Below are 12,835 nucleotides of genomic sequence, written 5' to 3'. Positions count from 1 at the left end.
GGCCCCTCCTCGCGAAGAAGAGGGGCCGTCGTCGTGCCGGGGTCAGCGCATCTCGGCGGTGATCACCGACATGACCGACGTGTCCGCCAGCGTGGTCGTGTCGCCGACCTCGCGGCCTTCCGCCACGTCCCGCAACAGGCGGCGCATGATCTTGCCTGAGCGCGTCTTCGGCAGCTCGTCGACGAGCACGACGGTGCGCGGACGCGCGATGGCGCCGATCTGGTGGGCGACGTGCGCGCGCAACGCGGCCACCGCCTCCTCGGGGGTCTGCGTCGTCTTCGCCTTGTTCCGCAGGATGACGAACGCCACGACCGCTTGACCGGTGGTCTCGTCGGCCGCACCGACGACGGCGGACTCGGCGACGATCGGGTGCGACACCAGGGCCGACTCGATCTCGGCGGTCGACAGGCGGTGACCCGAGACGTTCATGACGTCGTCGACGCGGCCGAGCAGCCAGATGTCGCCGTCCTCGTCGCGCCGGGCGCCGTCTCCGGCGAAGTAGCGGTCGCCGAACCGGCTCCAGTACGTCTCGACGTAGCGGTCGGGATCGCCCCAGATGCCCCGCAACATCGACGGCCAGGGCTCTGAGACGACCAGCAGCCCGCTCTCGCCGTTCGCCACGGGTGTGCCGTGGTCGTCCACCACGTCCACCGAGATGCCCGGCAAGGGGGTCTGGGCCGACCCGGGTTTGGTGGTCGTGACGCCGGGCAGCGGCGAGATCATCTGCGCGCCCGTCTCGGTCTGCCACCACGTGTCGACGATGGGCGTGCGGCCGGCGCCGATCACCTCGCGGAACCACAGCCAGGCCTCCGGGTTGATCGGCTCGCCGACCGACCCGAGGAGGCGCAAGGACGTCAGGTCGCGCGCCCCCGGGATCTCCCTCCCGGACTTCATGAAGCCCCGGATGGCCGTCGGCGCCGTGTAGAAGATCGTCACGCCGTACTTCTCGACGAGGTCCCACCAACGGCCCGGGGTGGGGAAGTCGGGGGTGCCCTCGTAGAGCACCTGCGTCGCGCCGTTGGCGAGCGGGCCGTAGACGACGTAGCTGTGCCCGGTGATCCACCCGACGTCCGCCGTGCACCAGTAGACGTCGGTCTCGGGGCGCAGGTCGAAGACGACGGAGTGGGTGTAGGCGACCTGGGTGAGGTAGCCGCCCGAGGTGTGCAGGATGCCCTTGGGCTTCCCGGTCGTGCCGCTCGTGTAGAGGATGAAGAGCGGGTGCTCGGCTTCGAACGGTTCGGCGACGTGCTCGTCGTCGACGGTCTCGATCGCGTCGTGCCACCAGACGTCGCGGCCGTCGGTCCAGTCGACGTCGTTGCCGCCTCGCCGGACGACGAGGACGTGTTCGACCGTGGAGTCGCCGTCCACGGCCAGGGCTTCGTCGACGGCGGCCTTGAGAGGGGAGACCGCCCCCTTGCGCCAGCCGCCGTCCGCCGTGACGACCAGGCGGGCGCCGGCGTCGTCGATGCGCGCACGCAGGCTCTCGGCGCTGAAGCCGCCGAAGACGACCGAGTGCACGGCCCCGATCCGGGCCACGGCCAGCATGGTCACCACGGCCTCGGGGATCTGCGGGAGGTAGACCACGACGCGGTCCCCGGCCTGCACGCCGAGCGACAGCAGCAGGTTCGCCGCGCGCTTGACCTCGTGGGTCAGCTCGGCGTAGGTCAGCGAGCGGGCGTCGCCGGGCTCGCCCTCCCAGTGCAGCGCGACGCGATCACCGTGTCCGGCCTCGACGTGACGGTCCAGGCAGTTGTAGGCGACGTTGAGCGTGCCGTCGGCGAACCACCGGGCGAAGGGCGCGTGCGACCAGTCCAGCGTCTCGGTCGGAGCGTGGGACCAGGTGAGCCGCTCGCGGGCCTGGTCGCCCCAGAAGGCGAGGCGGTCGGCCGCGGCTCGTCCGGCGAGGTCGGAGCCGGCGACGGCCGTCCGGACGAAGTCGGCAGGTGGGGCGAAGGTGCGTCCTTCGGTGGGCTGGTCGTCGGTGCCGTCGAGCATCGGAAGTCCTCTCGCGTCGTTGCGTGAACCGCGGCACGGAGCCGCGCCGACGACCTTACTCCGGACGTCCCGCCGGGCAGGGGCAGGCCGCGCGCTTCGTGGGGGAAGGGCGACGTGGTGTTCCGGAGTCGTTCTGGGGTACACTTGACGAGTCGGATTCAATTCCGACGTGCGTCGCGCTGATTCCCCCCAATCGCCCGACGCACGTGGCGGCACCGGTTCCCCCCAATCGGTGCCGCCCCTCTCTTTAACCCGGTGGTCGCCCGGGTGGTCGGTCGGCTCGTCCCCAACGGTGGCGACGGGCGATCCGTCCCCACGGTCCTCTACTGATCTGTCTGTTCCGGTCGGGTGCTGCTTACGGTCGAGACCATGTCCCACGCGCCTCAGGTCGGCACCGCCCGTCACCCGTCCCTCACCCTCGATCACCCTCCCTCCCGGTTCGCCCTGCCTCCGGTGGCAGCGCTCGGTACGAGCCGGGGTACAGAACCTCGATTCGGGGTACAGGGTCGGCTCACCCGACAAGAGCGTTCCGCGTTCGGACCCCTGGGACGCCTCCTCGACGATCCGGCCGTCACCGACGTGTTCGTCACCGGCGGAGTCGGCGTCTGGGTCGATCGGGGCGACGGGGCCGAGCCCGAGACGAGCCTCCACCTCTCGGAGGCCTCGGCGCGGCAGGTGGCCGTGCGACTGGTCTCGCTCGGGGGACGCCACGTCGACGAGTCGAGCCCGTGCGTCGACGTGCGCCTGGGCGACGGTCTCCGGGTGCACGTGGTCCTGCCTCCGCTGGCGGTCTCGGGGACGGCTCTCTCGATCCGCGTGCCCCGGGCCGAGTCGATGTCGCTCGTCGACCTCGATCGCCGGGGGTTCTTCCCGGCGGGAGCCCTCGAGACGGTGATCGGCTGCGTCGAGCGACGGGCCAACGTCCTGGTCAGCGGCTCGGGCGGGGCCGGCAAGACGACGTTCCTCGCCGCGTTGTTGTCCGAGGCCCCCGGCTGCGACCGCATCGTGACGATCGAGGACGTCGCCGAGTTGCGACCCCGTCATCCTCACGTGGTGGCCCTCGAGACCCGACAGCCCAACCTCGAGGGAGCGGGCGGGGTCGACCTGTCCCGTCTCGTCCGTGAGGCGTTGCGGATGCGACCCGACCGTCTCGTGGTCGGCGAGGTCCGCGGGCGCGAGATCCGCGACCTGCTCTCGGCCCTGAACACCGGGCACGACGGAGGCGCGGGCACCGTCCACGCCAACGGTCTCGACGACGTCCCTGCGCGGCTCGAGGCGCTCGGGGCGCTCGCGGGACTCGGGGTGGACGCACTGGCCCGTCAGGCCGTCAGCGCGATCGACGCGGTGTTCCACCTCGAGAGGCGAGGCGGCCACCGGAGGCTCGCCGAGATCGGCCACCTCGCCGTGACGCCCGACGGGCGGTTGGTCGCACGGTCGGGATCACGGGGGTGAGCGGCGGTCCGGGTCCCGGACGTCTGGGTGCCGGGCGCCTCGGGCCCGGGCGTCTGAGGACGAGGCGGGCTCGACCCACACCGGCCGCCGTCCTGGTCGAACGCCTCGCCGTCCTCGTCGGAGCCGGTGTCGCCCCCGCCCGGGCCTGGGGCCACGTCGGCGCCGTCGAACCCCCGGGGGCCGTCCGACGGCTCGCCGAGGCGGTCGCGCTCGACGGCGGCGACGGCGTCGCGGTCTCCACCAGCCTCGTGTCGTGGCTCGACACCCGACCCTTCGAGGGTGCCGTGGACTCCGACGGGCACGATCGCACGTGGAGGCAGGTCGCCTGCGCCTGGCGCGTGGCCGAGACGAGCGGTGCACCGATGGCCGACTGCCTCCACTCCGTCGTGTCGGCTCTCCGGGCGGCCGACGAGGCCCGCCGCGACGTCCAGGTCGCCCTGAGCGGACCACGGGCGACGGCCAACGTGGTCCTCGCCCTCCCGCCCGTGGGCCTCCTCTTCTCCTTGGGGCTGGGCTTCGACACCGGCGCCGTGCTCGTCGGCACCCCGATCGGATGGGCGTGCGTCGGCGTCGCGGGGTGTCTCGTGGTCATGGCGCGTCGGTGGAACGCCCGACTCGTCCGTCGTGCCCTCCCGTCGTCGAGGGTGCCGGGTTTGCGCCCCGAGCTCCTCGCCGTGGCGCTGTCCGGGGGAGCCTCGTGGTCGTCCGGCCTCGCCGCCGTCGACGAGGCGGTCGCCTCGTGCGGGGTCGAGGCCGTCGTGCCCGAGCCACGAGGAGGCGCGGGTACGGCCGACGAGACCGCCGACCGGGTCGAGCGGCGTCGGTGCGAGGCGGTCCTCGACCTGTCCCGTCGTGCCGGGGCGCCCGCGGGGTTGCTCCTGCGCTCCGAGGCCCGCGAGCTGCGGCTGGAGGCCCGCACGGCCGCGCAGACCGCGGCGGGTCGGCTCGGGGTCACCCTGATGCTGCCGCTCGGCGTGTGCATCCTCCCGGCGTTCCTGGTCATCGGTGTCGTCCCGCTGGTCGTGTCACTCGTGTCGTCCACAGCGGGGTCGTGGTGACCGGCCGTCCACAGCAGACGACGACGGCTGCGGGCCACCCGCGGAATGCCGCCAGGCTCGGATCGTCACCGGAGAGGTGCCGACACCCACGAGAGGAACATCATGACCGTTGCCGCGACCCCCTCGCCCGCCGTCCCCACGACGAGCCCTCCGTCCTCCACCGGCCGTACCTCGACCGCCGGCCGCCTCGCCTCCGTCGCCCGTCGCCTCGTCCGGGCCGACGACGGTGCGGCCACGGCCGAGTACGCCATCGTGATCATGGCCGCGGTGGGCTTCGCCGGCCTTCTCGTCACGATCATGAGGTCGGACGAGGTCCGGGGCATCCTGTCCGACCTGGTCCGGTCGGCCCTGTCGGTCGGGTGACCGCTGTGACGACCAGGGTCCGGGGGCGCCTCGTCCGTCTCGTCCGTCGTGTCGACGACGAGAGGGGAAGCGCGACGGTCGAGTTCGCGATGACGATGCCCGCCGTGATCCTGGTCGTCGCGTTCGTCGTCGCGAGCCTGGTCGTCACCTCGCAGTCGGTCCGCCTCGCGGACGCCGCGGCCGTCGTGGCACGGCAGACCGCCCGGGGCGATGGCGGTTCGGTCGGGACGACCCTGGCGCGGCTCGCGCCGGGCGCCGCGATGTCCGAGTCCGTCGGCGCCGACCTCGTCTGCGTCGACCTCCGCCGGGAGGTGCGGGTCGGCCCCGTGGGCGAGGTCACGTTGACCTCTCGCAGCTGCGCGCCGACGGCCGGGCGATGACCGTCCGCCACGTCCTGACGAGCGACCGTGGCAGCTCGAGCGTCCTGTCGGCCGCCGGGCTCGTGACGATCACGGTCCTCGCCGTCGCGCTCGTCGGATCGCACTCGGCGCTCGCGGTCCGGTCGCGCACCGCCGGGGCGGCCGACGCCTCGGCGCTCGCCGCAGCCGACACCCTGTCGGGGCTCGCCGTCGGCGCCGTCTGCGACCGGGCCGCCGCGACCGCCGAGGCGAACGGCGTCGCACTCTCGGCCTGCGTCGTCGCCGGCGCGGAGGTCACCGTGGAGGTCTCGACGGCCCTCGGTCCCCTCGCCGTCAGGGCCCGGGCGACGGCCGGTCCGCCGCCCCCGACGGCCCCGCCCCGGGGCGGCGGTCCGTGAAGAGGGCCCGAGCGTCGGGTGTGTATGGTGTGGCTGTCGGCTGCACGGCTCCCGACGTTCCTCGGGGTCGGTGGGAGCGATCGAGCACCCCGTCCTCGCCCTGCAGCCCCTCGCCCGGTCCGTCGGACCGGGTCGCCGCACCACCACGCAAGGAGTCCCGTGCCAGGCACGAAGAAACTGGTCATCGTCGAGTCGCCCGCCAAGGCCAAGACGATCGGGCAGTACCTCGGCGACGGATACGAAGTGCTGGCCTCCGTCGGCCACATCCGCGACCTCGTCGAGCCCAAGAACCTCCCGGCCGAGCTGAAGAAGGGGTCGATGGGCAAGTTCTCCGTCGACGTCGAGAACGGATTCGAGCCCTACTACGTCGTCTCGGACGCCAAGAAGAAGACGGTCTCCGACCTCAAGCGCGCCTTGAAGAACGCCGACGAGCTCTACCTCGCGACAGATGAGGACCGCGAGGGCGAGGCCATCGCGTGGCACCTCCTGCAAGAGCTCAAGCCCAAGGTGCCGGTGAAGCGCATGGTGTTCCACGAGATCACCAAGGACGCCATCCAGAAGGCGCAAGAGAACACGCGTGACCTCGACACCGCCCTGGTCGACGCGCAGGAGACCCGCCGCATCCTCGACCGCCTCTACGGCTACGAGGTCTCGCCCGTGCTGTGGCGCAAGGTCGGACCGGGGCTGTCCGCAGGCCGCGTCCAGTCGGCCGCGACGCGTCTCGTCGTGGACCGCGAACGCGAACGCCTCGCGTTCGTCTCCGCGTCGTACTGGGACCTCACCGCGACCTTCGAGCCCGTCGCGGCCGAGGGCGAGGCGAAGGTCGCCTTCGGGTCGCGCCTCGTCCGCGTCAACGGGGGACGCGTCGCCGCCGGTCGCGACTTCGACGACCGGGGTCGACTGAAGGGCGAGGCCGTCGCACTCGACGAGGCGGCGTCGCGTGCGCTCGCCGAGGCGTTGAGCTCCTCCGACGTCGAGATCGTCGTCGGCTCGGTCGACTCGAAGCCTTACACCCGTCGTCCGGCTGCTCCCTTCACGACGTCGACCCTCCAACAAGAGGCGGCGCGCAAGCTGCGGTTCTCCGCCCGGCAGACCATGAGCGTCGCGCAGTCGCTCTACGAGAACGGCCACATCACCTACATGCGCACCGACTCGCCGGCGCTGTCCCAGCAGGCGATCGGTGCGGCGCGCAGCCAGGCCGCAAAGCTCTACGGGTCCGACACGGTCCCCGACAAGCCGCGGCTGTACACGGGCAAGAGCAAGAACGCGCAAGAGGCGCACGAGGCCATCCGGCCGTCGGGCGACACCTTCAAGACGCCGTCCGAGATGCAGAACGTCCTGCGGGGCAACGACTGGAAGCTCTACGACCTCATCTGGAAGCGCACGGTCGCCTCGCAGATGGCGGACGCCAAGGGATCGACCGCTTCGGTCGTCGTGTCGGCGACGACCTCGGGGACGGTCGAGGGCATCGCCCCCCGCGCCGCCACCGGGACGCTTGCCGAGTTCGCCGCATCCGGCACGGTGATCACGTTCCGCGGGTTCCTCAACGCCTACGAAGAGGGTCGCGACGAAGACCGCCACGGCACGGCCGAACCCGCCGAGGCCAAGCTGCCCCCGCTGGCCGCCGGTCAGGCCCTCGGCCTCGACGAGGTCGAGGCGAAGGGGCACGACACGTCGGCACCGCCGCGCTACACCGAGGCGAGCCTGGTCAAGACCCTCGAAGAGCTCGGCATCGGACGCCCCTCGACCTACGCGGCCATCATGTCGACCATCGTCGACCGTGGCTACGTCACGCCGCGCGGAACGGCCCTCGTCCCGAACTGGATCGCGTTCTCGGTGGTCCGTCTGCTCGAGGACTACTTCGCCGACCTGGTCGAGTACGACTTCACGGCCAGCATGGAGGACGATCTCGACCTCATCGCCGGCGGCGACGCCGACCGTGTGGACTGGTTGAACGGTTTCTACTTCGGCAACGAGTCGCACCGAGGTCTTCGCAAGGTCATCGACAACCTGGGCGAGATCGACGCGCGCGACATCAACTCCATCGTGCTCGCCGACGGCGTGACCCTGCGCATCGGTCGCTACGGTCCCTACCTCGAGGCGCCGGGCGACGACCCCGAGACCCCGCGTCGCGTGAACGTGCCCGAAGACCTCGCCCCCGACGAGTTGACGGCCGAGAAGGCGCGTGAGCTGATCGACGCCCCCGTCGTCGGCGACCGCGTGCTGGGGCTCAACCCCAAGACGGGCAAGGAGGTCATCGCGAAGGACGGCCGCTTCGGCCCGTACGTCACCGAGCGGACCCCCGAGTCGTCGACCGACGAGATCGTGGCCGACCCAGCGACCGGCGAGGTGACCGAGTCCGCGGCTGCCGCCACGACCACGACCGGGGCGAAGAAGGCTCCGGCGAAGAAAGCCCCCGCCAAGAAGGCCGCCCCTCCGAAAGAACGCACGGCGTCGCTCTTCAAGAGCATGGGTGTCGACACGGTCGACCTCGACACGGCCCTGCGACTGCTCGACCTGCCGCGGACCGTCGGCACCGATCCCGAGAGCGGCGACGAGATCCAGGCCCAGAACGGGCGCTACGGTCCCTACCTCAAGAAGGGGACCGACACCCGGTCGCTGACGAGCGAGGACCAGATCTTCGAGATCGACCTGCCCGGGGCGCTCGAGCTCTACGCCCAGCCGAAGTACGGCGCTCGCAAGGCCAGCAGCGCCCTGAAGGAGTTCGAGGCCGACCCGGTGAGCGGCAAGCCCATCAAGGTCAAGGACGGCCGGTTCGGCCCGTACGTCACCGACGGCGAGACGAACGCCACCATCCCGCGCGGTGAGACGGTCGAAGAGGTCGACTTCGACCGCGCCGTCCAGCTGCTCGCCGACAAGCGGGCCAAGGGGCCGGCCAAGCCCAAGACGGCCGCCAAGAAGGCACCCGCGAAGAAGGCGCCGGCCAAGAAGGCGACCACCGCGAAGGCGGCCACCAAGGCGCCGGCCAAGAAGGCGACCACCGCGAAGGCCTCGACGACGGCTGCCAAGAAGGCGCCGGTCAAGAAGGCCCCGGCGGCCGAGACGGCGGCGTCGGCGACGGCCGCGGCGCCGGAGGCCGCGGGCGAGTGACCGACCCGGTCGGTCCCCGAGCCGAGGGCGCACGCTGACCATGCCCCTCTGGGAACACCTCACGGGTCAGCCCGACGCCATCGAGGCGTTGACCGCGGCGGCCTCCACGCAGCCCGGCAACGCCTCGATGACCCACTCGTGGCTCATCACCGGGCCGCCCGGCTCGGGCCGCTCGAACCTGGCCTACGCCTTCGCGGCCGCGTTGCTCTCGCGGGAACCGGCCGACGAAGAGGCCACCCTCCGTCAGGTCGCCGCCAGGTCGCACCCCGACCTCGCGGTCCTCAGCACGGAACGCATCATCATCACGATCGACGAGGTCCGGTCGCTGGTCGCGGCGAGCCAGTTCTCGCCGTCGGTGGGTCGCTACCGGGTGGTCGTCATCGAGGACGCCGACCGGATGACCGAGCGCACCTCGAACCTCCTGCTCAAGGCGCTCGAAGAGCCGCCGCCCCGGACGGTCTGGCTGCTGTGCGCACCGAGCGAGGCCGACCTCATCCCCACGATCCGCTCCCGCGTCCGCAGTGTGCGCCTCCGCATGCCCGCGGTGGGCGACGTCGCCGCGCTCCTCGAGAACCGCGACGGCGTCGACCCCGAGATCGCGCTCGTGGCGGCCCGCGAGGCCCAGAGCCACATCGGCATGGCGCGGCGCCTGGCACTCGACGCCTCGGCGAGGTCGCGACGTCGTCAGACCCTCGAGACCGCCCTGGGCATCCGCAGCGTCTCGGACGCCGTCATCGCGGCGGCCACCCTGCTCGCGGTCGCCGGCGACGACGCGAAGGCGATCACGGAAGAGCGCGACGCCGAAGAACGGGCGAGCGCGTTGCGGTCGCTGGGCGTCGAGCCGGGTGGCACGGTGCCCCCGGCGCTGCGCAGCCAGCTGCGTGCCCTCGAGGACGACCAGAAGCGCCGGGCGACCCGGAGCCTCCGCGACGGGATCGACCGCATCATGGTCGACCTCCTCTCGCTGTACCGCGACGTCCTGTTGCTGCAGCTCGGCGTCGACGAGCAGCCCATCAACGAGGCCATCCGGGCACAGCTCGACGCCGCGGCGGCCGCCTCCACCCCGGCCGCGACCCTGGCCGTGCTCGACGCGATCGCGCTGGCCCGCCGCCGCATCGAGGCCAACGTGTCGCCGGCCATGGCGCTCGAGGCCATGCTGGTCGTCGTGAGTCGTCACGCCATCCGCTGACCGGTGCGCGCGGCACCGGCACGGGCACCGGGCTGACACGGGGGCCGTCCACCCCTTTCCCCGGGTGCATGCGCGATGATGGCCTGATGAGCGACCCGAACGCCGCCCCCGGCCTGCGCGAGCGCAAACGTCTGGCCACCCGACGAGCGATCCAGGTCGCCGTCCTCGACCTCATCGTCGAACACGGGCTGGACGCGGTGACGGTCGACATGGTCAGCCGCCGGGCCGACGTCTCGCCGCGGACCTTCTTCAACTACTTCCCGTCCAAAGAAGAGGCCGTCGTCGGCGACCCGCCGGCGCTGCCCGACGGTCGCGACCTCGAGCGTTTCGTGGCCCAGCGCGACGAGCCCGTGCTGTCGAGCCTCATCCAGCTGTTGACGCACGCCGTCGAGTCGGCCACGGTCGATCGCGAACTCGTCGTCCTGCGTCGCCGGGTGCTGCGGGCGCACCCCGACCTGCTGGCCCGTCGCATCGCGTCGACGCGCGTCTTCGAGGAGCGACTGACGACCGTCGTCGCGCAGCGCATGGCGGCCGACGAGGGAGTGGCGGACGCCGCCGTCGACGCCTCGTTGCTCAGCCGCGCGCACCTGGTGTCGCTGGTCAGCATCGCCACCCTCCGCCATGCCTGGGCCGAGTGGATCGACGACGACGACGTGGACCACCTCAGCGACATGCGGTACAGCCTGCGCGCCCGCATGGAGGCCAGCTTCGTCGAGCTCGGTCGCCTCGTGACACGTGAGGTCCGCTGATCCTGTACAGTATCTAATCGTGCCGCGAGGCACGGGCAACCGGCCGAGGTCGGCCCCGCCGCTTTAGCTCAGTCGGTAGAGCGTCTCACTCGTAATGAGAAGGTCATCAGTTCGATTCTGATAAGCGGCTCCACCACAGCCCCGGGTCACGACGACCCGGGGCTGTTCTCGTCCGTCGGCCGTGCCGAGGGGGTGCCGGTCTGAAGCCCTCGCGCCCGTCTCTGCGCCCCCAGTAGTGGTGAGCCAGTCGCCAGGTTGTACCCCGAACGGCCCACGGGGCCCGTCCCGTCGTCCTACGGTCGATCTGCGACGCCCACCGCTCGCCGGAAGGAGGTGGCCCGCATGCCCCTCCGCGTGATCTGCACCGCGCTGCTCGCCGCCGTCCTGGCAGGCATCCTCCTCGTCGTCTGGGCCGGAGGCGACTCCTCGGCCCTCGCGACGGCCGGCGTGGCCGACGGGCCGACGACGGTGGTCCTCGGGAGCGGCGACCCCGAACCCGAGGCCGAGGACGCAGGAGGCGCGGGGTGCGTGGACGACGCCACCAGCGCCTCCGTCCCCTCGCCCGCGCAGCCCGGCGCCGACGCCGACGCCGCGAGCGGCGCGACCGGCGCCCCCGAAACCGCGACCGGCGCCCCCGACGCCGCCAGCGGCGCGACGGGCACCACCGCCGCCGACCTCGACGCGTTCCGGACGGCCTACGAGGAGCAGCGTGAGGCTGCGTGCCTCGGGCTGCTGCCGGCCGCGAACGTGCGTCACGACGCGTGCCTCGAGCAGTACCTCTTCTGGGTCGCCGGCGACCCGAGTCCCGATCCGCTGAGCGCCTGGGGGCACAAGGGCGAGGTGGTCCGCAGCGACGGGGTGCCCCCGGTCGGCTGCGACGGCAACCTCGCCGGCGGCACCGCGACCACGGGCGACGTCGCCGCCGCCAAGTGGTGGACCTCGGCCCCGCACCGCGCGGCCGTCTACCGACCGGACTTCCGTGGAGACCTCGCCCACGCCTGCGTCGGTTTCGCCGCCGTGCACGGGGGAGCGCCGGACGACAGCCCGGACTTCGTCCGCTCGGCCAGTCGCTGGTACGCCTGCTGACCGGAGACGCGGGGCAGGGCTCCGAACCCGCGGGCCTCGCCGTCGGCGGTGGCTGGTAGACAGTCCGCATGACACTTCGATGGGGAATCCTCGGCGCCGGCGGCATCGCCGCCACCTTCACCTCCGACCTGCAGGGTGCGGGGCTGACCGTCTCCGCCGTCGGGTCCCGTGACCTGGCCAAGGCGCGCGAGTTCGCCGACCGCGCCGGGGTCCCGGGGGCGCACGGCAGCTACGACGACCTGGTGGCCGACCCCGAGGTCGACGTGGTCTACGTCGCCACCCCGCACCCGTTCCACGCCGAGAACGCCCTCTCGGCCGTCGCCGCCGGCAAGCACGTCCTCGTCGAGAAGGCCTTCACCGTGAACGCCGCCGAGGCCGAGAGGGTCTACGCGGCCGCTCGTGAGGCCGGCGTGGTCGTCCTCGAGGCGATGTGGACGCGGTACACGCCGCAGAGCGCGCGACTGCGCGAGGTCGTGCGCTCCGGCGTCATCGGCGAGGTGCGCCTCCTGACGGCCGTGCACGTCCAGTCGCTGCCCACCGATCCCCACCACCGCATCAACGACCCGGCGCTCGGCGGCGGGGCCCTCCTCGACCTCGGGGTGTACCCGGTGTCGTTCGCCGACGACCTACTCGGGGCGCCCTCGACGGTCTCGGCCTCCGCCACGCTCAGCGACCAGGGCGTCGACGCGCGCGTCGCGATCCAGCTCGGTCACGCGTCGGGTGCGACGGCCCAGCTGTACGCCGCCCTCGACACCTCGGGCCGCAACACGGCGACGCTGCTCGGCACCGCCGGTCGCATCGACGTCGACGACACGTTCTACGCGCCCGGCGGCTTCACGGTGCGCGACTCGGACGACGCCGTGGTCGAGCGCTTCGACGCCGACGAGGGCGGACTGCGCGGCATGCACCACCAGGCGCTCGAACTCGAACGGGTCGTGGCGGCGGGCGAGCGCGAGAGTCCGTTGCTGACCGCCGCCGACGGCGTGGGCGTCATGCGCACGATGGACGAGGTCCGGCGGCAGATCGGCGTGCGGTACCCCTCCGAGGGATGACGTCGCCGCGAGGCTCCGTATGA

At 72.3% G+C, this 12,835-nt stretch carries 11 protein-coding genes and 1 tRNA gene; 11 read left to right on the top strand and 1 reads right to left on the bottom strand.

The window, feature by feature from the left end:
- Positions 1–42 precede the first annotated feature (42 nt).
- Entirely contained in the window at positions 43–1,995 is a 1,953-nt protein-coding gene (gene acs, locus SJY14_RS12705) for an acetate--CoA ligase (protein ID WP_396599053.1), read from the bottom strand.
- 369 nt (positions 1,996–2,364) lie between these two features.
- Here acs and SJY14_RS12700 point away from each other — a divergent pair, with 369 nt between their 5' ends.
- The 11 genes from SJY14_RS12700 (at position 2,365) to SJY14_RS12650 (ending at position 12,812) form a co-directional block, all read left to right on the top strand.
- A complete protein-coding gene (locus SJY14_RS12700) occupies positions 2,365–3,447 on the top strand; it encodes a TadA family conjugal transfer-associated ATPase (protein ID WP_083396126.1) in 1,083 nt (360 codons plus the stop codon).
- Positions 3,444–4,505 (top strand): type II secretion system F family protein, encoded by a 1,062-nt coding sequence (locus SJY14_RS12695; protein ID WP_177174758.1) that lies wholly within the window; start codon positions 3,444–3,446, stop codon positions 4,503–4,505. Before SJY14_RS12700 ends, SJY14_RS12695 begins: the two co-directional genes overlap by 4 nt.
- A gap of 102 nt (positions 4,506–4,607) precedes the next feature.
- A complete protein-coding gene (locus SJY14_RS12690; RefSeq protein WP_083396124.1) occupies positions 4,608–4,868 on the top strand; it encodes a DUF4244 domain-containing protein in 261 nt (86 codons plus the stop codon).
- 5 nt (positions 4,869–4,873) lie between these two features.
- Positions 4,874–5,248 (top strand): TadE family protein, encoded by a 375-nt coding sequence (locus tag SJY14_RS12685; protein WP_083396123.1) that lies wholly within the window; start codon positions 4,874–4,876, stop codon positions 5,246–5,248.
- Positions 5,245–5,625: an Rv3654c family TadE-like protein gene (locus SJY14_RS12680; protein ID WP_071254462.1), complete on the top strand. Its 381-nt coding sequence runs from the start codon at positions 5,245–5,247 to the stop codon at positions 5,623–5,625. Before SJY14_RS12685 ends, SJY14_RS12680 begins: the two co-directional genes overlap by 4 nt.
- A gap of 159 nt (positions 5,626–5,784) precedes the next feature.
- Positions 5,785–8,736, top strand: coding sequence for a type I DNA topoisomerase (topA, locus tag SJY14_RS12675; RefSeq protein ID WP_396599052.1), 2,952 nt, complete (start codon positions 5,785–5,787; stop codon positions 8,734–8,736).
- A 40-nt stretch (positions 8,737–8,776) separates the two neighbouring features.
- Entirely contained in the window at positions 8,777–9,925 is a 1,149-nt protein-coding gene (locus SJY14_RS12670; protein ID WP_396599051.1) for a DNA polymerase III subunit delta', read from the top strand.
- An 86-nt stretch (positions 9,926–10,011) separates the two neighbouring features.
- Positions 10,012–10,674, top strand: a complete 663-nt coding sequence (locus tag SJY14_RS12665) for a TetR/AcrR family transcriptional regulator (protein ID WP_143048542.1) — start codon at positions 10,012–10,014, stop codon at positions 10,672–10,674.
- A gap of 57 nt (positions 10,675–10,731) precedes the next feature.
- Positions 10,732–10,807: transfer RNA gene (locus tag SJY14_RS12660), tRNA-Thr, on the top strand.
- 209 nt (positions 10,808–11,016) lie between these two features.
- Positions 11,017–11,760 carry a hypothetical protein gene (locus SJY14_RS12655; protein ID WP_143048541.1) on the top strand — a complete coding sequence of 248 codons (744 nt, stop codon included), beginning with the start codon at positions 11,017–11,019 and terminating at the stop codon, positions 11,758–11,760.
- Between the two features lie 68 nt (positions 11,761–11,828).
- Entirely contained in the window at positions 11,829–12,812 is a 984-nt protein-coding gene (locus SJY14_RS12650; protein ID WP_071254452.1) for a Gfo/Idh/MocA family protein, read from the top strand.
- Positions 12,813–12,835: the final 23 nt, after the last annotated feature.

This window comes from Frigoribacterium sp. R86507 (assembly GCF_044597695.1).
GTDB lineage: Bacteria > Actinomycetota > Actinomycetes > Actinomycetales > Microbacteriaceae > Frigoribacterium.
This window is presented reverse-complemented; position numbering and strand designations above follow the sequence as displayed.

Bases quoted from the DNA above. Each gene is read 5' to 3' on its own strand.
- SJY14_RS12665 (WP_143048542.1), top strand. From the start codon at position 10,012: ATGAGCGACCCGAACGCCGCCCCCGGCCTGCGCGAGCGCAAACGTCTG.
- SJY14_RS12670 (WP_396599051.1), top strand. From the start codon at position 8,777: ATGCCCCTCTGGGAACACCTCACGGGTCAGCCCGACGCCATCGAGGCG.
- SJY14_RS12650 (WP_071254452.1), top strand. From the start codon at position 11,829: ATGACACTTCGATGGGGAATCCTCGGCGCCGGCGGCATCGCCGCCACC.
- acs (WP_396599053.1), bottom strand. From the start codon at position 1,995: ATGCTCGACGGCACCGACGACCAGCCCACCGAAGGACGCACCTTCGCC.
- SJY14_RS12655 (WP_143048541.1), top strand. From the start codon at position 11,017: ATGCCCCTCCGCGTGATCTGCACCGCGCTGCTCGCCGCCGTCCTGGCA.
- SJY14_RS12700 (WP_083396126.1), top strand. From the start codon at position 2,365: ATGTCCCACGCGCCTCAGGTCGGCACCGCCCGTCACCCGTCCCTCACC.
- SJY14_RS12690 (WP_083396124.1), top strand. From the start codon at position 4,608: ATGACCGTTGCCGCGACCCCCTCGCCCGCCGTCCCCACGACGAGCCCT.
- SJY14_RS12680 (WP_071254462.1), top strand. From the start codon at position 5,245: ATGACCGTCCGCCACGTCCTGACGAGCGACCGTGGCAGCTCGAGCGTC.